We start from the raw sequence: 22723 nt of genomic DNA, 5'->3' as shown, positions 1-22723 counted from the left end.
GGATGAATTGAAATGAAGAAGATAAACTTATTAAAAGTTTTCGTAAGTTGTTTATTATTTTTCATTATAATACTTGGAGGATTTTTATACTTTAGAGGAAGCGTTTTAAAGCATCCTCTAAAGTCTTCCGATAAGAAAGTGCAGTTTGCCGTCAATGATGGAGACAACTTAGATACTGTAATTCAGAATTTAAGCGATAAAAACTTTATATCAAATGCTTATCTTATAAGACGATATGTAGATATCAGTAACATTAATCAACAAGTAAAACCGGGAAAATATTCCTTTTCAGAGGATATAACTTTAGAAAAGTTTATTAGGTTGTTAAACAAAGGTATTAAAGATGATGAGCCTGTTAAAGTTGTAGTACCTGAAGGTTATGATATTGAACATATTGCATTAGCTTTAGAAAAAAAAGATGTAATAACTAAGGAAGAGTTCATAAAAAGCTGCAGAGAATATAAACTTCCAGAGTTTATAAAAAATAATTCTAAGAGAAAATATGCATTAGAAGGATATCTGTTTCCAGACACCTATGAATTTTTAAAAGGTACTGAGGGAAAAGAGATAATAAATGTTATGCTGAAAAGATTTTCTTCAATAATTAATGATATTGAAAAAGAAACTGGCAAAAGTATTAATTATGAAGATTTAGATAGAATAATAACTATGGCATCTATTATAGAAAAAGAAGTTGAAAGACAGGATGAGAGAGAAAAGGCTGCTTCTGTATTTTACAATAGAATAGACAGGGGTATGAAACTACAGTCCTGTGCTACAGTTTTATATGCACTAGGTTATCATAAGGATAAATTATACTATAATGATTTAAAGATAAACTCACCTTATAATACCTACATTGAAAAAGGATTACCAGTAGGGCCTATTTCAAATCCAGGCAAGGAGTGTATTAAAGCAGCCATAAATCCTAAAAAAACTAATTATTTATTTTTTGTTTCAAATAATGACGGTACACACTTCTTTACAGATAGTGAAAAGAAATTTTCAGAAGTTAAGAAGGTTACACAGGGAGAGTAAAACAGTTGACAATGGACAATTGACAGGAAGTAGTCAGTTGTCAACTGTCAACTTTTTTATATAATATAAATGTAGCTAAATTCTTGAGACTTATAATAAATTTAATTAGATTATTATAGTTTTGGAGGAAAAAAATGAGCGGTGTTGCATATGAGTACATGGAGCATTATATAAGAGGCCTTATAGAAGAGCATGAAGGTATTTTAAAAGAACTTGAGGACTACGGCCATAATAACTTTGTTCCTATAATACAAAAGGAAGTAGCAAAGTTTCTTGAACTTATGATACAGATGAAGAAGCCTATAAAGATTTTAGAATTAGGTACTGCAATAGGATATTCAGCAATTTTAATGAGTTTAAGTTCTAAAGGAAAAAGCTCTATAACAACTATAGAAAGAGATTCTAAAATGGTTGAGATTGCTAGCAGTAACATAGAAAAGTATGGTTTCAAGGATAAGATAAATATCCTACAAGGAGATTGTCTAGATATTCTAGAAAAACTAGATGATAAATACGACTTAATATTTATGGATGCAGGAAAAGGCCATTATAATCAGTTTCTCCCTCACTGTATTAGACTACTTAATGAGGACGGAGTAATAATAGCTGACAATGTACTTTTTAGAGGGATGGTTGCATCCGATGAACTTGTAGAAAGAAGAAAAATAACTATTGTTAAAAGAATGAGAAAATACCTAGAGATGGTATCTAAAGATAAAAATTTAGTAACCTCAGTTATACCTATGGGTGACGGAATTGCGGTTACTAGGAGGAGAGATTAATATGAAAAAGCCAGAATTACTAGCACCAGCTGGAAATCTAGAAAAGTTAAAAACTGCTATAGATTTTGGTGCAGATGCAGTCTATCTTGGTGGAAGTAAGCTCAATTTAAGGGCTTTTGCAGATAACTTCACTGATGAAGAATTAAAAGAAGGGATAGAATATGCTCATAGTAGAGGTAAGAGAGTATTTGTTACAATAAATGTATTTCCACATAATGAAGACTTAGAAGGATTGGAAGATTACTTAATAAACCTACACAAAATAGGGGTAGATGCTATAATTGTATCTGACCCAGGAATAGTTATGACTGCAAGAGAGGTAGTACCAGAGTTAGAGCTGCACTTAAGCACTCAAGCCAATAACGTAAACTGGAAATCCGCAATATTTTGGCATAAGCAGGGCATAAAGAGAATAGTTTTAGCAAGAGAATTATCCTTGCAGGAAATAAAAGAATTAAAAGAAAAGATACCTGAATCCTGTGAAATAGAGGCCTTTGTTCACGGTTCAATGTGCATGGCTTATTCTGGTAGATGCGTTATTTCTAATTATATGACTGGAAGGGATTCCAATAGAGGTCAGTGTGCTCAACCATGCAGATATAAATACTACCTAGTAGAGGAAAAAAGACCAGGAGAGTATTTCCCGGTATTTGAAGATGAAAAAGGAGCCTACATATTAAATTCCAAGGATTTATGCACGATAGAGCATATACCGGAACTAGTTGAAGCTGGTATAGAATCCTTCAAGATAGAAGGAAGAATGAAGAGTGTCTTTTATGTAGCTTCCGTTGTTAAAGCTTATAGACAGGCGATAGATGCATATTTTGAAAATCCAAAGGACTATAAGTTTAACAGCGATTGGTTAGAAAATCTTGAAAAAGCAAGTCATAGGGAGTATTTTACAGGATTTTACTTTGGAGATCCAAACAAACAAACCTATGGATCATCTTCTTATATAAGAGGTTATGATATCGTAGGGATAGTAAAAGCTTATGATAGTAGTACTGGCGTTGCAACAGTTGAGCAAAGGAATAAAGTACTAGAAGGAGACAAAGTAGAGGTTTTAAGACCAACTGGAGAAAACCTTGAAATATTCCTAGAGGATATGAAGAACGGAAAAGGTGAAAAAATTCCTTCAGCACCTTCAGCACAGATGATATTTACCATAAGAACAGACGTTGAATTAGTAGAAGGAGACATGTTGATCAAAGGTAAAAAATAAATAAAGGTATTTAATATTGCTACAAAAGGGGGATAATAAATGAAGCGTCCAATTCTAATAGGAATTACTGGTGGAACCGGTTCAGGAAAAAGTACTGTTGCTAAAGAAATATATAAGAAGTTTAATAAGGATTGCATTGCAATGATAGAGCAGGATTCTTATTATAAAGATCAAAGTCACCTTTCTATGGAAGAAAGGATAAAAACTAACTATGACCATCCTAATGCCTTTGATACAGCACTACTTATAGAGCATTTAAAAGATTTGTTAGATAGCAAGTCTATTGAGAAGCCTATCTATGATTTTGAGGTTCACAACAGAAAAAAAGAGACAGTAAAAATTGAATCTCGAGAAATAATCATAGTAGAAGGAATACTTATCCTCCAGGAAGAAAAAGTAAGAGATTTATTAGATATAAAAATATACGTTGATACAGATGCCGATGTAAGAATAATAAGACGAATCTTAAGAGATATAAATGAAAGAGGAAGAACAGTAGATTCAGTTATAAATCAATACTTAAATGTAGTAAGACCAATGCATATGCAATTTATAGAACCAACTAAAAGATATGCTGATATTATAATACCTGAAGGTGGTCACAACAAAGTGGCTATAGACATTATGGTAGCAAATATAAAACAAATTTTACAAAGAGATTAGTAAATATATGAATAAAATACCTCATTTTGGACAAAATTTTGTCTGAGTGGGGTGTTTTTTTATGATAATAAAAGTAAGTAGAGCAAAGATAGGAAAAAGGCAGCGTATAATATTAGCAATTTTTTTAATTATACTTAGCATATTGTATTATAGAATAGTTAAATTTCAATATATCGGGTCAGATATACTAAGTGCACAAGCAGATTCTCAATATGCATATAAAGAGTATATTACCGATTCAAATTATTTATTATTTGATAGTAATGGAAAGCAGCTATTAAATTATGATAAAAAATATTATGCAGTAATTTCACCAGATATATTTAAAAGAAACAATTTAGATACGGATTCGGATCAAATCTTAACGTTAATGTATATTCTTCGAAATTACAATAAAGAATACGATCTAAGCAATATAGGAATGTTAAAAAGCAGCCAGAAACTTTATTATGAAATTGATGAGAGTACTTATAATAAGTTAAAGTTGGTGAAAAATGTTAAAGGATTTTATGTGTATGAATCCTCATCATTAAATAAGGACGGGGTATGGAAATTAGAGAATCTATTAGTTAATCCTAGAAGAACTGATAATAATGAATTAAAGTCTGCGGATTCCTTGGAGATGCAAATTTATAATAAGACAAAAGACAATAAAAAGCCTCAGATAGTATTTAATCGAGATGTAAATGGCAGCATAATCGGGGAAGAAACTGAGTTGCCTAAAAATAATATAAACGTCAGATTAACAGTAGATAAAAATATAGAGGATAAGATAAAAGAAATACTAGTTCAAGATAAGAATTTTTCTCAAATCGGAGTAGTATTAATGGAAGCAAATACAGGTAAGATTAAAGCCTTAGTTCAGAAAGATGATAGTAAGCCTAATGTAAACTTAGGAGTAGCTACTAATCATGGTTTTTTTGCTGGTTCAATATTTAAGATTATAGTTGAAGAGGCAGGATTAGATAGAAAAAGTATAAGTAGCAATGATGTATTTACTTGTAGAGGTCTATATGAGGGAGAAAAGCACAAGAAACATGGAACTTTAACTGTAGAAGAGGCTTTTGTAGTATCCTGTAATGACATATTTGCTCAAATAGGAAATAAAGTAGGTTTTAATAACTTTTATGATAATGCTAAGTCCCAGGGACTTTTAGAAAAGGTACTAGGTTTTGATAGTGAGAAAGAGGGCATTTCTGAAGTGAAAAATGCTAAGTATAGTGACGGAAGCTTAGGAATTGCATCTATTGGTCAAAGCATTAGAATAACTCCTGTTGGAGCTTTAAGTATAGCGAACACTGTTGCTAATAATGGTGTATACGTAAAGCCATATATTATAGATTCCTATGTAGATGACAATAACAACGAAATAGAAACCTTAGCTACAGATCAGAGGCCAGTAGTAGAAAAGTCTACAGCCGATACTATAAAAAATCAAATGAAAAAGGTTGTAAAAGAAGGAACTGCCAAGGCAGCTTTCATAGATGGCTTAGAAATAGGAGGAAAAACTGGAACTACAGAAAGGATGGAAGTATCAAAACAGGGAGAGGTAGAAGAACATTCAGATGGATGGTTTGCAGGATTTTTTAAGATAAATAATAAATACTATTCTATGATTGTATTTATACAGGATATAGATAAGGATAAAGATAGTGGAGGATCTACATCAGCGCCAGTATTTAAAGACATTGTTAACGGAGTAAGTCAATATCTAAAATAATTTCATATTTACATGCACTTTTTTTAGCACTACCTCATAATATATTAATAAGCACTATTAGGAGGAGCAGCCCGTGTTTTTAACAAATTGCTTATTAGATATTGTAGGTAATATGGTCTTTTTAACAGCTTATATTACGAACAGTAGTTCGTTTCCGCAGCCTCTAAATGACCAGGAGGAAGAGTATTATTTAAGGATGTTAAAAGAAGGAGATATGGTAGCTAAAAATATTTTGGTTGAAAGAAACTTAAGGTTAGTAGCACATATTGTAAAGAAATATTCATATCCAGGTAAGGAAGTTGATGACTTAATATCTATTGGAACAGTGGGTTTAATTAAAGCTATAGATTCTTTTGATGCATCGAAAGGAACCAGACTTGCAACATACGCGGCAAAATGTATAGAGAATGAAATACTTATGCTTATAAGAAATAATAAGAAGAACAAGAGTGAGGTATATTTACAGGATCCTATTGGCATTGATAAAGAGGGAAACGAAATATCTCTTATGGACGTTTTAAGTAGTGATGAAGATTCTATAATAGAGATTGTTGAAAGTAAGATACAAATTAAAAAGTTGTATTCCAAGATAAATACTTGCCTTTCTGAAAGAGAAAAAAATGTAGTTGAAATGAGGTATGGACTCTTAGAAGGAAAGCCAAAAACCCAAAGGGAAATAGCAAAAATTCTTGGTATTTCTAGATCCTATGTTTCCAGAATAGAAAAGAGAGCACTAAAAAAGTTAAATAAAGAGTTAAACTTGGGAAAAAAATAATTAAAACTGAGAATTAATTCTCAGTTTTAATTTGATTTTTAGTTTAATAAATTAAAATAATAAAAGGAATTTAATAAAATTTGTAGAATTATAATCTTATGTGTTTATGATTATATACGATAGTTATAAAGGATGCTAAATTTTTGATTATAGTAAGCATTGATGAAAGGAGAGCATAAATGGAACTACTAAAGGATTTACTAGATATAACCATGAAAGAAAATGCTTCAGATTTGCACTTAACTGTTGGGGTGCCGCCTGTGATAAGGGTGAATGGAGAATTAAGGCATATAAGCAATGTAAAGCTTCAGCCAATAGATACTGAAAATTATGCTAAGGAAATATTAGGAGAAGATTATGAGTCTTATATAAAAATAGGAGATTTAGATACTTCTTTTTCTGTTGCTGGTACCGGCAGATTTAGAGTTAATTTGTTTAAACAGAGAGGAAGTAGTGCTATTGCCATAAGGGTTGTTGGCTCCAAAGTCCCTACATTAAATGACCTTAATTTTCCGCCTATTATAAAAGAACTTGCAGCTAATAAGAGAGGTCTAGTTTTAGTTACAGGTCCTACTGGATCTGGTAAGAGTACAACCCTAGCTGCTATGATAAATGAAATTAATGCTACTAGGGCTTCACATATAATTACACTTGAAGATCCCATTGAATATTTACATAAACATAATAAATCTATAATCAATCAAAGAGAGATAGGAAAAGATACATTAAGCTATGCTAATGCTTTAAGATCAGTACTGAGGGAAGACCCTGATGTTATTCTTGTGGGAGAAATGAGAGATTTGGAGACCATATCCGTAGCGTTAACAGCAGCAGAAACAGGACATTTAGTTTTATCTACATTACATACTATAGGAGCGGCAAAAACTATTGATAGAATTGTAGATGTGTTTCCGCCGCACCAGCAGCAGCAGATTAAAATTCAGCTTGCTGCAGTACTTAAAGGGATTGTTTCACAACAGCTTTTGCCTAAGGTGAATGGAAAAGGAAGAGAGGCAGCTTTAGAAATAATGGTAGCTACCAGTGCAATTCAAAACATGATTAGGGAAGGCAAAACCCATCAAGTGGAATCATCAATGCAAACTGGTGCTAAATATGGAATGAAGACAATGGATATGTCGTTGTCAGAACTCTATAAGAAAGGTTTAATATCCTATGAAACAGCTCTTAGCTATGCTATAGACAGGGATATGCTTACAAAAATTATTTCTTTATAAGTAACAATTATACTTTAATAGAGAAATGAGTATATATAGAGTAGCTTTCGTATTAACTTTAAAGTGCTCTAAAAAAGCAGAGTCCATAGGACCCTGCTTTTTTATTAGAATATGAAATAGTCTAAAGTTTTCAAGCAAAATTGATCTTTTAGAGATGTACTCTTCTTCTCAACTTCCTTAGTTTTTTCTATTTTACTCTCAGTTATATTAGCGGTGTTAACTTTTTCGACAGTAGCATTCATAGTAAATCCTCCTTAAATTTTTAAATTTAAATTTTAAGAGAGGACTTAACCAAAGGATTCGTCTTTTTTATGAAGCCTTCGTAAATCAATGTAGAAGATCAGTTCGTAGCGCCTCATAAGGCTCTACCCCCTTTTCTAATTGCTGTACTATAACAGCTAAGTTTATTTTTGTTAATTATATAATACCATATAACTTTATTAATAACAAATGGACTTTATATAGTTAAAGTTAATTAAAATTCAAAAAACTTGTAATAATAATAATTAAGTGCATTTATGTATATATTGCTATAGATATCTTGTAGTTAGTCAATTTTACAATTATACATAAAATAATTTCCATAATTATTAAAAATTCTATAGTAATTAATTTTTATTTATGCTAAAATAACCTTGAATTAGGGGGGATTGATAGTGAGCGTTTTTAAGGAAATTATTCATGATACCTCTCGTGTTTTAACCTATATAGTGTACATTATAACCATATATTACTTATGTATATCTTTTTTCGGCATATATAGAAAAAAAGAGAAGAGAGAGGTAAAACCGAAGAAAAGCTTTGCACTGATTGTAGCAGCACATAATGAAGAAATTGTTATTGGAGATATTGTAGAAAGTTTAAAAAGGCTTGATTACCCTAAACACCTTTATGACATTTATGTTATTGCAGATAATTGTACTGATAAAACTGCACTAAGAGCAAGAGAAAAAGGTGCTATAGTTTATGAAAGAGTGAATAAAGAAAAAAGAGGAAAAGGCTATGCACTTGAATGGATGTTTGATCATATTTTTAATATGGAGAAGAAATATGATGCAGTTTCGATATTTGATGCAGATAACCTAGCTCATAAGAACTTTTTAATAGAAATGAATAAAAAACTATGTGAGGGATATAAAGTTGTTCAAGGATATCTAGATAGTAAAAATCCAGAGGATACATGGATTACTGGAAGTTACTCAATATCCTTTTGGACTAACAATAGAATGTTTCAATTAGCTAGAAACAATATTGGACTATCAAGTCAATTAGGTGGAACAGGATTTAGCATTGATACAGAAATATTAAGAAAATTAGGTTGGGGTGCTACGTGTTTAACTGAGGACTTAGAATTCACCTGTAAGCTAGTTTTAAATGGTTATAAAGTAGGTTGGGCACATGATGCTGTTATATATGATGAAAAGCCTCTTACGCTGGCTCAGTCCTGGTGGCAGAGAAAAAGATGGATGCAGGGATTTGCAGATGTTTCAAGTAGGTATTTTTTTAAATTACTAAGAAGAGCAATATCTAAATTTAGCTTTGTTGCTTTGGATTGTGCACTGTATAGCATTCAACCTATAATTGCCATTTTGATAGGTATCTCTGCAATAACCGGTGTATTTCAATACTTTATGAAAGCATTTAATATAATATCTAACTTCAATACTTTTATTTATTCATTCAACTTTAACTTACTTACTATTGCTATTGGCATTTTTGGAGTTTTACAATTTATATACACGCCGCTTATACTAGTTCTAGAAAAGAAGCTTAACTTAAAAATATTCTGGTATTATATAATATATCCTGTTTATGCTATTACATGGTTTCCGATTTCCATTCAAGGAATCATGGACAAAAATAATAAGGAGTGGAGTCATACTTTACATACCAGAAGTGTAAAAATAAATGATTTAGAAAAAGCCAATTAGAATATAGATAGGGAAAGACTGGAAGTCTTTCCCTTTTGGAATATTGAGTAAACAAAAAATAAGATTATTTAACTATATTTGAGATTTTATTAAAATATGATAAAATATAAGAGGAAAATTAGAATTTTTGTTGAATATATACTTTGATGGTTCTCTTACAGGGGGGGAAATGCTTAATGAATGAATATATAATTGGAATAGATATTGGATCATCGAAGATATGTGCTGCTGCCGGAAAAATAGACAAGCACGGTAGAATGCAGATAATGGGAATTACATCGGCAATTTGTAATGGAGTAAAAAAAGGAATTGTTGTTGATATAGATAGTACTTCTGAATCTGTAAAACAGTGTATTGACGGACTAGAAAGAATGGTCGATATCAAGATTACGGATGCATACATATCTTTACCTGGAGGAATAAGTGAGCTGGTTTGGAATAAAGGTGTTGTAGCTGTAGCTTCAGAAGATAGAGAGATAAAGGATAACGATGTTAAAAGAGTTATAAAAGCATCTAAAATCATTACAATTCCATCCGATAAAGAAATTATAGGTGTAATACCCCAGCAGTACATAATCGATGGGTATGATAAGATAAAAGACCCTATAGGTATGAGTGGATTGAGATTGGAAGTAGATGCTCAAATCATACTAGCTCAAACTACTGTGGTAAATAATCTATTTAAAAGTATAGAGAAAGCTGGAATAAATGTATCTGGCATAGTATTCCAACCTTTAGCTCTATCAGAGGTTGTGTTAAAAAAAGAAGAAGTTGAAAGAGGAGTAGTATTAGTAGATGTAGGAGCAGAATCTATTAATATATATAGTTTTGAAGGGGGAAATCTAGTAAGTATAAGTACAATGTCATTAGGTGGAAATACTATAACTAATGATATTGCAGTCTGTCTTAAGCTTCCTTTTTCAGAGGCTGAAAAACTAAAAATTAAGTATGGTAGTGTTGGTAGAAGCTCCGTTAACAATGATATAAAAATAGAAGTCAACGCTGACTATAATAACAAGATTCATGTAGATCAGGATATACTTAAACAAGTAATTGAGGCTAGAGTTGAGGAATTACTGTGCATTATTAAAGGTGAATTAAAATCTAATGAACACTATGACAAAATTTCAGGTATAGTCTTTGTTGGAGGGGGATTTGCATTAATTAAAGGAATTGAAGACTTTAGCAAGGATATACTACAGAAACCTGTTAGAGTAGGAAGTCCTGAATATATTGGAGCAGCAAGCCCTCTATATGCAGCAGCTGTAGGTGCAGTAAAGGATGCTGCAGACTCTATGAAAGATAAAAGTTTAAGGATTAAGTCAGAGAAGGAAACAGAAGGTATTCAAAGGGAATGGACTAAAGAGAGAAACAAACATGAAGAAAAAAAAGAAAATAGTAGTGGCTTTGTATCAAAATTAAAAGATTTTTTCACAGATTTTTTCTAATAGGGAGGTAAATATTGTGCTAGATTTTGATGTTGATGTTCAACAATTAGCTAATATAAAAGTAATAGGATGCGGTGGTGGAGGAAACAACGCCGTAAATAGAATGATAAGAGAAGGACTAAAGAATGTTGAGTTTATTTCTGTAAATACAGATAAGCAGGCATTAGCTCTTTCTCAGGCGTCACAAAAGATACAAATAGGAGACAAACTTACTAAAGGTTTAGGAGCAGGTGCAAATCCTGAAATAGGAAATAAAGCAGCTGAGGAAAGTAAGGAAGAAATATCTCAGGCCATAAAAGGTGCAGATATGGTATTTATCACTGCAGGTATGGGTGGCGGAACCGGTACTGGAGCAGCACCTGTAATTGCAGAAATAGCTAAGTCTATGGGAATACTTACTGTAGGAGTAGTAACTAAGCCTTTCCCTTTTGAAGGAAGAAAAAGAATGCTTCACGCAGAAATGGGAATAAAGAATTTAAAAGAGAGAGTAGATACATTGGTAACTATTCCAAATGAAAGACTACTTACAATTGTGGATAAAAAAACTACATTGATGGAATCTTTTAAATATGCAGATGACGTTCTAAGACAAGGTGTACAAGGTATATCTGACTTAATTACAATACCAGGTCTTGTTAACCTTGACTTTGCAGATGTTAGAACTATCATGATAGACAAAGGTCTTGCACATATGGGAGTAGGAAGAGGAACAGGAGATAATAGAGCACAAGAAGCGGCAAAGCAAGCTATTTCCAGTCCTTTACTTGAGACATCTATAGTAGGAGCTACTGGAGTACTTCTAAATATAACTGGGGGACCGGACTTGGGACTTCTGGAAATAAATGAAGCAGCAGAAATAGTACAGGATGCTGCTGACCCAGATGCAAACATCATATTCGGTGCTGTAATAGACGAAAATATAAAAGATGAGATAAGAATCACAGTAATTGCCACAGGCTTTGAATCAGAAAAGATGCAAAGAACTCAGCCAGAGCCGGTTGCAAAAGTAACTGCAGCTCCAACACAACCAACAGTTAGTTTTACAAGTAATAGAGATGAAGCCGCAGCTACTGTAGAATATCATCAAAATTACGATGAAAATAACCTTGAAATACCAGCCTTTTTAAGAAGACAAAGAAAGTAATATAAGAATAAAAAAACAAGTGTAGCCTATGGCTACACTTGTTTTTTTATTCTTATAGCATACAGGAAGCAAATTATAATAAGTTGGCATATTATAGCATATAAAAATAATAATAATTTATAAAAAATGACAAAATTTTAAAGATAATAAGTATATAATAAAAAGTAAGAAAATGGAAATTCATTGTAATGGAGGTGAATATAGTATTTGATTATATATATCGATGTTTTGATTTTTCAAAACTTAGTGGTTAACCTATTTTTGTTATATATAACTGCCCGTACTTTGAGAGTAAAAGTAGAACTAAGATATATCTTAGTTGCAGCAGCTATTGGTAGTATGTATGTTATAACTTTAGTCTATCCGGAGCTAAAAAGGTTTTCTACGGTTCCATTTAAAATGATAATAGCAGCAGCCCTAATACTAATTAGTTTTAGAAAAAGGAAAGTGTTTTTTAATTTAAAGGCGTTATCTATATTCCTCTTGTATTCCATGCTTCTAGCTGGAACTTGCATGTTTATACAATATAACGAAGACTATGATATTAATAACTTTGTTATTATAAACTTTTCCTATAAAAAGCTTATGCTTTCAATAATGATAATATATATATTAATTGATAGAATAGTAATCTACATAAAAGATAGAAAAGACTTAAAAAGTCTTATATATGATGTAGATATTGTGTTAAAGAACTCAGAGAAAAATATTAAGGCTTTTTTAGATACTGGCAATGAATTAAGGGAACCAGCTACTAACCTACCAGTAATTATAGTGGAGAAAAAGGTTTTTAAGGATATAGATTTAAATCTATATGATAAATTTTATATTCCCTATAGAGTAGTAAATGGACAAAGTGGTAACCTCCAAGGATTTAAACCTCTCTGTATAAGAATACACGGTGGAGAGGAATGTCAGAATAGAGAGGTAATAGTTGCTTTTTGCGAAGAAAGATTAAGTGATTTTAATGATTATGAAGCTCTTTTATCTAGAGGAGTAATGTAAAGGATATTAAATTGATTGGAGGATTAATATGATTAAATTAAAGATATTGTTAAATAGAATATTAACTAAATTTAAGGTCTTTATAAAGACAGTGTACTACATAGGTGGCAATGAGGTACTTCCCCCTCCTCTTAGTAAAAAGGAAGAAGATGATCTAGTTGCAAGACTTGTAACTGGTGAGGAGAGTGTAAGATCTACGTTAATAGAAAGGAATTTAAGATTAGTAGTATATATAGCAAGAAAGTTTGAAAATACAGGGGTAAACGTAGAGGATTTAGTATCAGTAGGAACTATAGGTTTAATTAAGGCTGTTAACACCTTTGATCCAGAGAAAAAAATAAAATTAGCTACATATGCATCTAGATGCATTGAAAATGAAATACTTATGTATTTAAGAAGAAATAGCAAAGTAAAAGCTGAAATTTCCTTTTATGAGCCTTTAAATATTGACTGGGATGGAAATGAACTATTATTATCAGATATATTAGGTACAGATAATGATGTGGTTTATAACCTCATTGAGGATGAAGTTGATAAGCAACTTTTAATGGTAGCAATGAAAAAGTTAAGTGCCAGAGAAAAGGAAATAGTAAATCTAAGATTTGGATTAGGCGGTCAAGGAGAAAAAACACAAAAAGAAGTTGCTGATATGCTTGGTATATCTCAATCATACATTTCCAGATTAGAAAAAAGAATAATAAAAAGATTAAAGAAAGAAATAAATAAAATGTTATAAGGTTGTCTTTAGTATAAAAAAGCCCTACTTAGGAAATAATTAAAATGCTATATATTCTAAAGGGGCTGATGACTTTATGATAATTAATAAAGTTGAAATCTGTGGAGTTAACACTGCCAAATTACCAGTATTAAAGGAAAATGAGATGAGAGGACTGTTAATGGAGATGAGAAGTGGAGACTACTCATCAAGGGAAAAGTTTATCAAGGGTAATTTGAGACTGGTATTAAGTGTTATCCAAAGATTTAACAACCGAGGAGAAAATGTTGATGATTTATTTCAAGTTGGTTGTATAGGATTAATTAAGGCCATTGATAACTTTGATTTAAATCAAAATGTAAAGTTTTCTACTTATGCCGTTCCTATGATTATAGGAGAGATAAGAAGGTATTTAAGAGATAACAACTCTATAAGAGTAAGCAGATCTCTAAGAGATATTGCTTATAGGGCTCTGCAAGTTAGAGATAAACTTATAGGCGAAAATAATAAGGAGCCTACAATATCTCAAATTGCTAAAGAGTTGAAAGTGCCAAGAGAGGAAGTAGTATTTGCATTAGATGCTATTCAAGATCCGGTATCTCTCTTTGAACCTATTTATCATGACGGTGGAGATGCAATTTATGTAATGGATCAAATAAGTGACAACAAAAACTTAGATGATAGCTGGCTAGAGAACATAGCTATAAAGGAGGCTATGAAAAAATTAAATGATAGGGAGAAGCTTATACTCAACTTGAGATTCTTTGATGGTAGAACTCAGATGGAGGTAGCAGATGAAATAGGCATATCCCAGGCTCAGGTTTCTAGGTTAGAAAAAACCGCCTTAAGACATATGAGAAAATATGTATAGCCTTGGTAATAATTGTACTTATATTTAATTTTAGGATAAAAACTGAGAGTATACTAATATGACGATATTAGTATACTTTTCTCGGTTTTTATTTTTTATGAATTATTAAAAGAATATAAGCATATTATTTACTGAGCAGTTATTGCGAAGAAGTCTTGAAAGGCTAATTTTAACTGAGAAAACTTGGAGGGATAAAAATGGATGAAGAAAAATCTTTATATTCTTTAGGAAATTTAAGGGCAATGGAAATTATAGATATAAATACGGGAACAAAATTAGGATTTATAAAAGATTTAAAAATTGATTGTGATGAATATAAGATTATATCTATTATTTTACCATCTCAAAAAATGTCTTGGTTTGGGAAAAGTGAAGATATAGAAGTTCCTTGGGAAAATGTAAAGAAGATAGGTGTTGATGTTTTGCTTATAGATGGAGGAGAGTTTATGTTGAAGGAATAAGTGAATGTACAAAAGGTTAGATTTATAAAATTAATTAAAATCTACTAAACTATAGAATTTACCACTGAAATGTGTATAATTATTATAGGCGTAAATTTAAAAAGGATAATATATTTAGAAGGACGTGAAGAGATGTGAAGTGCCCTTACTGTGGTTATTTAGAAAGCAGGGTAGTAGATTCAAGATCAACCGAAGATGATATGTCTATAAGAAGAAGAAGAGAATGCTTGGAATGTGCGAAAAGGTATACTACATATGAAAAAGTTGAAAATGTGCCTATACTAGTTATAAAGAAAAACATGAATAGAGAATACTTCGATAGAACAAAAATAATAAATGGATTAATAAAAGCTTGTCAGAAAAGGCCTGTTTCGAGGCAGCAAATAGAGAATATTGCAGATGAAGTAGAAAAAAAGATTAGTAATAAAATGATGACAGAAGTTCAGTCTGAGTATATTGGTGAAATGATAATGGAGAGTCTCAAGGATTTGGATGAAGTGTCTTATGTTAGATTTGCATCTGTATACAGACAGTTTAAAGATATCAATACTTTCATGGAAGAAATTAAAAATTTACTGGGCAATAAGTAATGTGTTTTTAACTTATATTATATAAGTTGCCTATATAAAGAACAGCCTGTATCCTTTATAATTATAAGGGGTATAGGTTATTTTTATCTGATGATGTTTAAGTAAACAGTACTATAGTAATATAGAAATTCATGTTAAAATATGAGTATGATTATTAACTAAGTTTTGGAGGGTAAAGATGGAGAGAATATTAGTTGATGGATATGAGTTTATAAAAGTTGATTTAAATGGGGCTACAGCAGTATTTTCTACTGGAAAACAAGGATTAGATTTTAATAAGAATACAGAAGAAGGACTAAGGAATATAGAAAATATAAAAAAGTGGTTTCAATTAACAGAAGTAGGTTATATGAGTCAGATACACAGTAATTCTGTTATTACTTATAATGGAGAAATAAAAGAAGGGGATGCACTGGTAACCAATGAAGAAAGTACTGCTGTTGGAGTATTTACTGCAGACTGTGTACCTATTCTAATATATGATAAGAGAAATAAAGCGATAGCAGCAATTCATAGCGGTTGGAGAGGAACTTTTTCCTGCATTGCTCTTAAAACTGTTGAAATTATGGAAAAGCAATATGATACAAAAGCTGAAGATTTAGTTGTTTATATTGGACCCCATATGCATCAGTGCTGCTACGAGGTTAGTGAGGAAATAATAGACGAGTTCAGGAATCAAGATATATATAAAGATTTAGATTTATCAGAGGGAAGAATGCTAAGTATGTTAAAATGTATCATTTATCAATTAAGAATTAAAGGGGTAAGGGAAGAAAATATAAAGGATTTAAATATTTGTACCTTTTGTAACAAAGAATATGAATTACATTCTTACAGAAAGAGCACAAATAAATATGGAAGAATGTTTTCCTTTATATTCTTAAAATAGTTTCGAGAGGCTGAGGTGTTTAAGGGATGTCAGAAGATAAAATACTAATAGTTGACGATGAAGAGCATATCCGAGAATTAATTAAATTTAATTTAGAACAAAAGGGTTATAAAACTATCTCTGCAGATAACGGCATAGATGCTTTAAAAATAGCTAGATCAGAAAATCCCCAATTAATATTATTAGATGTTATGTTACCGGGAATAGATGGTTATGATGTCTGCAAGGAAATAAGAAGAGATCATTCTATTTCTACTACTCCTATAATCATGATTACTGCTAAAGGAGAAGAGTTTGATAAAGTGTTAGGACTAGAACTAGGTGCAGATGACTATATAACAAAGCCTTTTTCTATTAGAGAGCTCACTGCTAGAGTTAAAGCTATACTTAGAAGAACTGCACTTAAACCTGTAGATATCTCCTTCAGTTTTGGAGGAATTAATATTGATTTAGAAAAACACGAAGTAACTAAAAATGGAGAAAAAGTAGATTTAACTCTAAAAGAGTTTGAATTACTTGAGATTTTAATAAAAAATAAAGGAAGAGTAATGACAAGAGATTTTTTATTGGATAAAATATGGGGTTACGAGTATATGGGAGAAACAAGAACTGTTGATGTTCATATAAGACATTTGAGACAAAAAATAGAAGTGGATGATAAAAAACCAAAATATATAGAAACTATCCGTGGAATTGGTTATAGATTTAGTACAGGGGAATAGTTGGTGGCCTATTATGAAAAGAAAAATAATGTCTTCAATGCTAAGTACTCTATTTCTTAGTTTGACTATAATGACTATATTATTTATAGTAATAGAAAACTATCAATATATGCAGAATATGAGACAGACTTTGAAAATTAATAACGAAGTAATTATCAATGTACTGAGAAATGAAAAAGAGGAAGATAGAAAGGCTCTTTTTAAAGATAACTTTAAAAATGACATGATAAGACAGACTTATATTGACCCTAATGGAAAAGTATTAAGTGATTCCGTGGCAGATTCAACTAATATGGATAACCATAATTTAAGAAAAGAGATACAGGAGGCAAGAAAGAACGGAACTGGCTATAGTATAAGACACAGTATAACAACTGGTACAAGTACATTATACTTTGCTACTTCTTTTAATAGTGGGTATATTGTAAGAAGTGCTGTAACCATGCAGGTTATAAAGGGTGTTGAAAATAATTACTTGAAATACTATATGTTAATTATGGTATTTTCCGTGTTAGTATCTTTAATATTTGCATCCCAGTTATCCCATTCCATAGTTAAGCCTATTAAAGACCTTCAATTTATTACAGATAGAATTTCTCAGGGAGAATTAAGCAGAAGAGTTAACGTAAATTCTGCCGATGAGATAGGAAGGTTAGCTATAACTTTTAATAAGATGGCAGGTAGACTTCAGGATACCTTAAAGGACTCCCTAGATAAACAAAACAAGTTAGCAGCCATATTAAAGAGCATGGATAGTGGTATTATAGCTGTAGATAAGAATCATAAAATTATAATGATAAACCCCTATGCGAAAAAGATTTTCGGCATTAACAGAGATATAATAGGGGAAAACCTAATGGATAACATAAGAGACTTTGAATTGGAAAATATATTTAAGGATAGCAAGGAAGATTATAGAGAACTTAAAATATTCTGGCCTAAAGAGAAAGAGTTAAGAGTAAGAACTGCAGATATTATAAATAATGAACAGAAAATTGGTACTGTGGCAGTAGTACAGGATATAACGGACATTAAAAAACTCGAAAATGTAAGATCTCAGTTTGTGGCTAATGTTTCTCATGAGTTAAAAACCCCTCTTACATCGATAAAAGGTTTTGCGGAAACTTTAAAATATGTAGAGGACCCTACAACAAAGGAAAGGTTTTTAAATATTATAAACGACGAGGCTGACAGACTTACAAGGCTAATTAATGATATTTTAACCCTTTCTCATATAGAGAGTGGAGTAGAGCAAAAAAAGGAAGAGATAAGCATAAATAATATCATTAAGGATGTTTACTATCTAATGAAAAATACTGCGGAAAAGAAAAGAATTAGAATTTTGCTTAAAGAAGAAGTGGTACCTACCGTTTGGGGAGATAGGGACAGATTTAAACAAATGCTTATTAACTTGGTAGACAATGCGATAAAATATTCAGATGAAAATGGAGTTGTAACAATAGGAATAAAATATGAGAAGGAAAAATGTATATTATGGGTTGAAGATAACGGCGTTGGCATAACAAAGGAGCATATAGAAAGGCTATTCGAGAGATTTTATAGGGTTGACAAGGCTAGATCTAGAACCCAAGGAGGAACAGGTCTAGGGCTTGCTATAGTTAAACATATTGTAATGAGCTTTAATGGTGATATTGAAGTTGACAGTAAGGTAGGGAAAGGTAGTAGGTTTACCGTTAAGATACCAATTGAGAACTACGAATTTTAGAAAAAGTTTTATAAATATTTTATATCTATGTTAACTTTGTGTTAAATTAAATAGTTGTAATAATTGTATAACAATTGAGAAAAATATCCTTATAGCCTTGGGCTTGAGGATGTTTTTTTATTTTAAAATGCCTTAAGTGAGAATAAAATAAGATAGTTATGTTAACTTTTATTAACATAACTATAATAAAAGGTTAACTTTATTAGGATATTATGAAACTATACTAAATTTACATCATTGAAGAGTAAGAGGAGGGCTTAAATAATGAAAAAAGTAAGCTTGAGGGCTATAATGGCTGCACTAGCAATAGTAACTATAAGCACAGCTTTTACAGCCTGTGGAAATAATGAAAGCATAGGGAATACTGAAACCTCTGGATTAATTACGTTAGCAGGATCTACTGCACTTCAACCATTAGCAGATCAATCTGGAAGAAAATTCAGTGAAAAGTATCCTAATGCCTTAATTAATGTTCAAGGAGGAGGTAGTGGTACTGGAATAAGATTAGTTTATGAAGGGACTGCTGAAATAGGAAATTCTGATGTATATGCTGAAAAAAAGTTAGATAAGGAAAAGGCAAAGGAACTAGTTGATCACAAAGTGTGCGCAATAGGCTTTGCTGTAGTTGTAAGCAATGATGTAAAAATTGATTCTTTAACTAAGTCTCAAATACAAGATATATTTTCGGGAAAGATTACTAATTGGAAAGAAGTGGGAGGAGAAAATCAGAAAATTGAGGTTTTTCATAGATCAAAGGGTTCAGGAACTAGAGCAGCATTTAAAGATACCGTTATGGGCGGAATTGAGGAAAATGATGCCGTTGGACAAATTCAGGATTCTAACGGAGCTGTTGAAAAATCAATGGAGTCTACAAAGGGATCTATAAGTTATTTAGCTCTGTCAGCATTAACCAGTGATACAGCTAAGAAAAATATAAGGACCTTAAAAATTGAAGGAATAGAAGCAACTAAGGAAAAAATAACTACTGGTGAATATCCCTTCTGGTCTTATGAGCATATGTACACAAAAGGAGAAGCTAAAGACTTAACAAAGACATTTTTAGATTATATGGTAAGTGATGAAAATAAACCTATAGTTGAAAAAATGGGATATATTCCAATTAGTGATATGAAAATTAAGTAATTTAATTTAAAGCTAGAAAGCGTAATGGTTAAAATTATTCTTTCATATTAAGATAAAAAATATTAAGAGGTTGATGATATGGAAAAAAGGAAATTTTCACATAAATTAAAAACTGAATATCTAGGTAGAGGTTTTGTAACATGTTGCGGATTACTAATTGTATTTTTAACACTCGCTATTTTAATTTTTTTAAGTTCGAAAGGATTAAGTACTTTTATAAAGGACGGCTATTCTTTGAGAGAGTTTCTTTTTTCATCTCAGTGGCAGCCAGATAATAAAAATCCTAAATTAGGAGCATTGATATTTATAGCAGGATCTACTTTTGTTTCTATAGGTGCTGTAGTTATAAGTGCACCGATAGCTATAGCGTTAGCAATTTTTATGCACTATATTTCACCAAGGTTAGGAGAAAAAGTGGTACAGCCAGCATTAGAATTGTTTGTGGGAATACCTTCTGTAGTATACGGTTGGATTGGACTAAGTGTGTTACTGCCATTTTTAAAAGGTATATTTGGGGGAACCGGTTTTAGTTTAATAGCTGGTATTTTAGTTTTAAGTGTTATGATATTGCCAACAATTGCCAGTATTTCTGCAGATGCAGTTAAAATTATACCCAAAAGCTATGTAGAGGCTTCTTATGGACTAGGTGCTACAAGATGGCAGACCATAAGTAAAGTAATAGTACCAGCTGCTAAAAGTGGAATTTTAACAGGAGTAGTCTTGGGGCTTGCAAGGGCTTTCGGAGAAGCCTTGGCAGTACAGATGGTTATAGGAAACTCTATAAAGTTTCCTAAGAGTTTATATGATTCAACATCCACATTAACTAGTATCTTAACTATGGATATGGGAAATACTTTTACAGGAACTATGTGGAATAATGCGTTATGGTCCTTGGCCTTACTATTATTAATTATATCATTTGTATTTATTATAATACTAAGGTCTATCGAAAAAAGAGGTGAGATTAAATAATGAATGCTAGATTAAAAGATAAGGTTTGGACTGGTGTTTTATATGCGGTGTCTTGTTTTGTAGTACTACTCCTGGTGTCTTTAATAGGATATATATTGATAAAGGGAGGTAATTTTTTAAGTCCATCCTTTTTATTTGGTAATCCTAAGATTGGAGAAGCTGGTGGAGGAATTGCACCACAACTTTTTAATTCTTTTTATATGTTGATTGTATCACTGATTATTTCAATCCCCTTAGGCGTAGGAGCTGGAATATACTTAGCAGAGTATGCGAAAGAAGGAGTTGTATTAAATACAATAAGGCTATGCATAGAGACAATGGCATCATTACCATCTATAGTAGTAGGTCTCTTTGGCCTTTTAGTGTTTGTTAATATGACAAAATGGGGATTTACTCTTATTTCAGGAGCGTTAGCCATAACTGTGCTAAATCTACCTTCACTAACACGTGTAAGTGAAAATGCCATAAGAGCAGCAGCAAAATCTGTTAAGGAAGCTAGTTTGGGACTTGGAGCTACTCAATGGCAAACAATAAGAAAAGTAATACTTCCTTCTGCAATTCCACAAATTCTAACAGGAGTTATATTAGCTGCAGGAAGAATATTTGGGGAAGCAGCAGCTCTACTTTATACTGCTGGGATGAGTGCTCCTATGCTTCGTTTTAACGATCCTAGTTTAGTTACAAAATCATCAGCATTTAGCTTGTTTAGACCAGCTGAAACACTTTCAGTATATATTTGGAAACTGAATTCTGAGAGTATGGTTCCAGACGCATCTATAATAGCTAATAAAGCATCAGCAGTACTTGTGGTTATGGTTTTAATATTCAATGTTTCAGCTAGAATATTAGGTAAAAAAATATACGAATCCTATACAGGTAAGAAGTAAGGAGGACATTAAATGGGTATAATACAAACAAAGGATCTTGATTTATACTATGGAACCACACAGGCTTTGAAGAAGATAAATCTGGATATACAAAAAAATGCAGTTACAGCATTGATAGGACCTTCTGGTTGTGGTAAGTCTACATTCTTAAGAACTTTAAACAGAATGAATGATTTGATTGAAGGCGTAAAAATAGAAGGAGAGGTTCTCTTCGAAGGAAAAAACATATATAAGGATTATGATGAGATTGAGCTTAGAAAAAGGGTAGGAATGGTATTTCAAAAGCCTAATCCCTTCCCTATGTCTATATATGATAACATAGCTTATGGACCTAGGGTACATGGTGTGAAGGACAAGAATAAGCTAGATGAATTAGTAGAAAACAGCCTAAAAGGTGCTGCTCTTTGGGATGAGGTAAAGGATAGGTTGAATAAAAGTGCATTAGGAATGTCCGGCGGCCAACAGCAAAGGTTATGTATTGCAAGAACTCTTGCAGTAGAACCAGAAGTATTACTTATGGATGAGCCGACTTCAGCACTAGATCCTATATCTACCTTAAAAGTAGAAGAACTTATGGATGAGCTTAAGAAAAAATATACTATAGTAATAGTAACTCACAATATGCAGCAGGCGGGAAGAATATCAGACTATACAGCCTTCTTTTTAAGTGGAGAAGTAGTGGAGTTTGATAAGACTGAAAGTATTTTCTATAAGCCAAAAGATAAAAGAACAGAAGATTATATAACAGGAAGGTTTGGATAAAAATTCTTTGTTTGGATTAGAC

Annotated in this window: 23 protein-coding genes; 22 read left to right on the top strand and 1 reads right to left on the bottom strand. The window is 31.7% G+C overall.

All coding sequences use genetic code 11. The features are described from left to right. Positions 1-12: 12 nt before the first annotated feature. From mltG to N4T77_RS09885, 7 genes are all read left to right on the top strand, one after another. Positions 13-1038 carry an endolytic transglycosylase MltG gene (gene mltG / locus N4T77_RS09915; RefSeq protein WP_261671628.1) on the top strand — a complete coding sequence of 342 codons (1026 nt, stop codon included), beginning with the start codon at positions 13-15 and terminating at the stop codon, positions 1036-1038. 134 nt (positions 1039-1172) lie between these two features. Further along, positions 1173-1820, top strand: a complete 648-nt coding sequence (locus tag N4T77_RS09910) for an O-methyltransferase (RefSeq protein WP_261671627.1) — start codon at positions 1173-1175, stop codon at positions 1818-1820. A 1-nt stretch (position 1821) separates the two neighbouring features. After that, positions 1822-3042: a U32 family peptidase gene (locus N4T77_RS09905; RefSeq protein WP_261671626.1), complete on the top strand. Its 1221-nt coding sequence runs from the start codon at positions 1822-1824 to the stop codon at positions 3040-3042. Positions 3043-3081: 39 nt separating this feature from the next. After that, positions 3082-3705, top strand: coding sequence for a uridine kinase (gene udk, locus N4T77_RS09900; protein ID WP_261671625.1), 624 nt, complete (start codon positions 3082-3084; stop codon positions 3703-3705). A 61-nt stretch (positions 3706-3766) separates the two neighbouring features. Beyond that, positions 3767-5425, top strand: a complete 1659-nt coding sequence (locus N4T77_RS09895) for a penicillin-binding transpeptidase domain-containing protein (protein ID WP_261671624.1) — start codon at positions 3767-3769, stop codon at positions 5423-5425. 73 nt (positions 5426-5498) lie between these two features. Beyond that, positions 5499-6200: an RNA polymerase sporulation sigma factor SigK gene (sigK, locus tag N4T77_RS09890; RefSeq protein ID WP_261671623.1), complete on the top strand. Its 702-nt coding sequence runs from the start codon at positions 5499-5501 to the stop codon at positions 6198-6200. Between the two features lie 179 nt (positions 6201-6379). After that, positions 6380-7435 carry a type IV pilus twitching motility protein PilT gene (locus tag N4T77_RS09885; protein ID WP_261671622.1) on the top strand — a complete coding sequence of 352 codons (1056 nt, stop codon included), beginning with the start codon at positions 6380-6382 and terminating at the stop codon, positions 7433-7435. Positions 7436-7539: 104 nt separating this feature from the next. On the opposite strand, the gene N4T77_RS09880 is transcribed toward N4T77_RS09885, so the two are convergent. After that, on the bottom strand, positions 7540-7677 hold the full coding sequence (locus tag N4T77_RS09880) for a hypothetical protein (RefSeq protein WP_261671621.1): 138 nt from the start codon (positions 7675-7677) through the stop codon (positions 7540-7542). A gap of 414 nt (positions 7678-8091) precedes the next feature. Here N4T77_RS09880 and N4T77_RS09875 point away from each other — a divergent pair, with 414 nt between their 5' ends. The 15 genes from N4T77_RS09875 (at position 8092) to pstB (ending at position 22701) form a co-directional block, all read left to right on the top strand. Further along, positions 8092-9366 (top strand): glycosyltransferase family 2 protein, encoded by a 1275-nt coding sequence (locus N4T77_RS09875; protein WP_261671620.1) that lies wholly within the window; start codon positions 8092-8094, stop codon positions 9364-9366. Between the two features lie 176 nt (positions 9367-9542). After that, positions 9543-10814: a cell division protein FtsA gene (gene ftsA, locus N4T77_RS09870; RefSeq protein ID WP_261671619.1), complete on the top strand. Its 1272-nt coding sequence runs from the start codon at positions 9543-9545 to the stop codon at positions 10812-10814. Positions 10815-10830: 16 nt separating this feature from the next. After that, entirely contained in the window at positions 10831-11958 is a 1128-nt protein-coding gene (gene ftsZ, locus N4T77_RS09865) for a cell division protein FtsZ (RefSeq protein ID WP_261671618.1), read from the top strand. A gap of 207 nt (positions 11959-12165) precedes the next feature. Then, positions 12166-12963, top strand: a complete 798-nt coding sequence (spoIIGA, locus tag N4T77_RS09860; protein ID WP_261671617.1) for a sigma-E processing peptidase SpoIIGA — start codon at positions 12166-12168, stop codon at positions 12961-12963. 28 nt (positions 12964-12991) lie between these two features. Continuing rightward, positions 12992-13699, top strand: a complete 708-nt coding sequence (gene sigE / locus N4T77_RS09855) for an RNA polymerase sporulation sigma factor SigE (RefSeq protein ID WP_261671616.1) — start codon at positions 12992-12994, stop codon at positions 13697-13699. 76 nt (positions 13700-13775) lie between these two features. Then, a complete protein-coding gene (sigG, locus tag N4T77_RS09850; protein WP_261671615.1) occupies positions 13776-14549 on the top strand; it encodes an RNA polymerase sporulation sigma factor SigG in 774 nt (257 codons plus the stop codon). A gap of 197 nt (positions 14550-14746) precedes the next feature. Continuing rightward, positions 14747-15010, top strand: coding sequence for a YlmC/YmxH family sporulation protein (locus N4T77_RS09845; RefSeq protein WP_261671614.1), 264 nt, complete (start codon positions 14747-14749; stop codon positions 15008-15010). A gap of 134 nt (positions 15011-15144) precedes the next feature. Continuing rightward, on the top strand, positions 15145-15600 hold the full coding sequence (gene nrdR / locus N4T77_RS09840) for a transcriptional regulator NrdR (RefSeq protein WP_261671613.1): 456 nt from the start codon (positions 15145-15147) through the stop codon (positions 15598-15600). Positions 15601-15778: 178 nt separating this feature from the next. Beyond that, the gene (gene pgeF / locus N4T77_RS09835) at positions 15779-16489 is read left to right on the top strand and encodes a peptidoglycan editing factor PgeF (protein WP_261671612.1); all 711 of its coding nucleotides are present in this window, start codon (positions 15779-15781) and stop codon (positions 16487-16489) included. Between the two features lie 26 nt (positions 16490-16515). Further along, positions 16516-17211 (top strand): response regulator transcription factor, encoded by a 696-nt coding sequence (locus N4T77_RS09830; RefSeq protein WP_261671611.1) that lies wholly within the window; start codon positions 16516-16518, stop codon positions 17209-17211. A 13-nt stretch (positions 17212-17224) separates the two neighbouring features. Continuing rightward, positions 17225-18937: a two-component system histidine kinase PnpS gene (gene pnpS / locus N4T77_RS09825; protein ID WP_261671610.1), complete on the top strand. Its 1713-nt coding sequence runs from the start codon at positions 17225-17227 to the stop codon at positions 18935-18937. 264 nt (positions 18938-19201) lie between these two features. Then, positions 19202-20080 carry a phosphate ABC transporter substrate-binding protein gene (locus tag N4T77_RS09820; protein ID WP_261671609.1) on the top strand — a complete coding sequence of 293 codons (879 nt, stop codon included), beginning with the start codon at positions 19202-19204 and terminating at the stop codon, positions 20078-20080. A gap of 78 nt (positions 20081-20158) precedes the next feature. Then, positions 20159-21052, top strand: coding sequence for a phosphate ABC transporter permease subunit PstC (pstC, locus tag N4T77_RS09815; protein WP_261671608.1), 894 nt, complete (start codon positions 20159-20161; stop codon positions 21050-21052). Further along, a complete protein-coding gene (pstA, locus tag N4T77_RS09810) occupies positions 21052-21939 on the top strand; it encodes a phosphate ABC transporter permease PstA (RefSeq protein WP_261671607.1) in 888 nt (295 codons plus the stop codon). The genes pstC and pstA overlap by 1 nt, the downstream gene beginning before the upstream one ends. Before the next feature lie 12 nt (positions 21940-21951). Further along, positions 21952-22701 carry a phosphate ABC transporter ATP-binding protein PstB gene (gene pstB / locus N4T77_RS09805; RefSeq protein WP_261671606.1) on the top strand — a complete coding sequence of 250 codons (750 nt, stop codon included), beginning with the start codon at positions 21952-21954 and terminating at the stop codon, positions 22699-22701. Positions 22702-22723: the final 22 nt, after the last annotated feature.

This window comes from Clostridium sp. CX1, assembly GCF_025398335.1.
Taxonomy (GTDB): Bacteria; Bacillota; Clostridia; order Clostridiales; family Clostridiaceae; genus Clostridium_AM; species Clostridium_AM tanneri.
The sequence above is the reverse complement of the archived record's forward strand: the minus strand, read 5'-3'. Positions and strand labels throughout refer to the sequence as shown.

What these genes read in the sequence shown, in the direction of transcription:
- pnpS (WP_261671610.1), top strand. Translation starts at nt 17,225, where the DNA reads ATGAAAAGAAAAATAATGTCTTCAATGCTAAGTACTCTATTTCTTAGT.
- pstB (WP_261671606.1), top strand. Translation starts at nt 21,952, where the DNA reads ATGGGTATAATACAAACAAAGGATCTTGATTTATACTATGGAACCACA.
- pstA (WP_261671607.1), top strand. Translation starts at nt 21,052, where the DNA reads ATGAATGCTAGATTAAAAGATAAGGTTTGGACTGGTGTTTTATATGCG.
- udk (WP_261671625.1), top strand. Translation starts at nt 3,082, where the DNA reads ATGAAGCGTCCAATTCTAATAGGAATTACTGGTGGAACCGGTTCAGGA.
- sigE (WP_261671616.1), top strand. Translation starts at nt 12,992, where the DNA reads ATGATTAAATTAAAGATATTGTTAAATAGAATATTAACTAAATTTAAG.
- ftsA (WP_261671619.1), top strand. Translation starts at nt 9,543, where the DNA reads ATGAATGAATATATAATTGGAATAGATATTGGATCATCGAAGATATGT.
- pstC (WP_261671608.1), top strand. Translation starts at nt 20,159, where the DNA reads ATGGAAAAAAGGAAATTTTCACATAAATTAAAAACTGAATATCTAGGT.
- mltG (WP_261671628.1), top strand. Translation starts at nt 13, where the DNA reads ATGAAGAAGATAAACTTATTAAAAGTTTTCGTAAGTTGTTTATTATTT.
- N4T77_RS09895 (WP_261671624.1), top strand. Translation starts at nt 3,767, where the DNA reads ATGATAATAAAAGTAAGTAGAGCAAAGATAGGAAAAAGGCAGCGTATA.
- sigG (WP_261671615.1), top strand. Translation starts at nt 13,776, where the DNA reads ATGATAATTAATAAAGTTGAAATCTGTGGAGTTAACACTGCCAAATTA.
- N4T77_RS09885 (WP_261671622.1), top strand. Translation starts at nt 6,380, where the DNA reads ATGGAACTACTAAAGGATTTACTAGATATAACCATGAAAGAAAATGCT.
- N4T77_RS09830 (WP_261671611.1), top strand. Translation starts at nt 16,516, where the DNA reads ATGTCAGAAGATAAAATACTAATAGTTGACGATGAAGAGCATATCCGA.
- N4T77_RS09820 (WP_261671609.1), top strand. Translation starts at nt 19,202, where the DNA reads ATGAAAAAAGTAAGCTTGAGGGCTATAATGGCTGCACTAGCAATAGTA.
- N4T77_RS09880 (WP_261671621.1), bottom strand. Translation starts at nt 7,677, where the DNA reads ATGAATGCTACTGTCGAAAAAGTTAACACCGCTAATATAACTGAGAGT.
- N4T77_RS09905 (WP_261671626.1), top strand. Translation starts at nt 1,822, where the DNA reads ATGAAAAAGCCAGAATTACTAGCACCAGCTGGAAATCTAGAAAAGTTA.
- N4T77_RS09910 (WP_261671627.1), top strand. Translation starts at nt 1,173, where the DNA reads ATGAGCGGTGTTGCATATGAGTACATGGAGCATTATATAAGAGGCCTT.
- N4T77_RS09845 (WP_261671614.1), top strand. Translation starts at nt 14,747, where the DNA reads ATGGATGAAGAAAAATCTTTATATTCTTTAGGAAATTTAAGGGCAATG.
- pgeF (WP_261671612.1), top strand. Translation starts at nt 15,779, where the DNA reads ATGGAGAGAATATTAGTTGATGGATATGAGTTTATAAAAGTTGATTTA.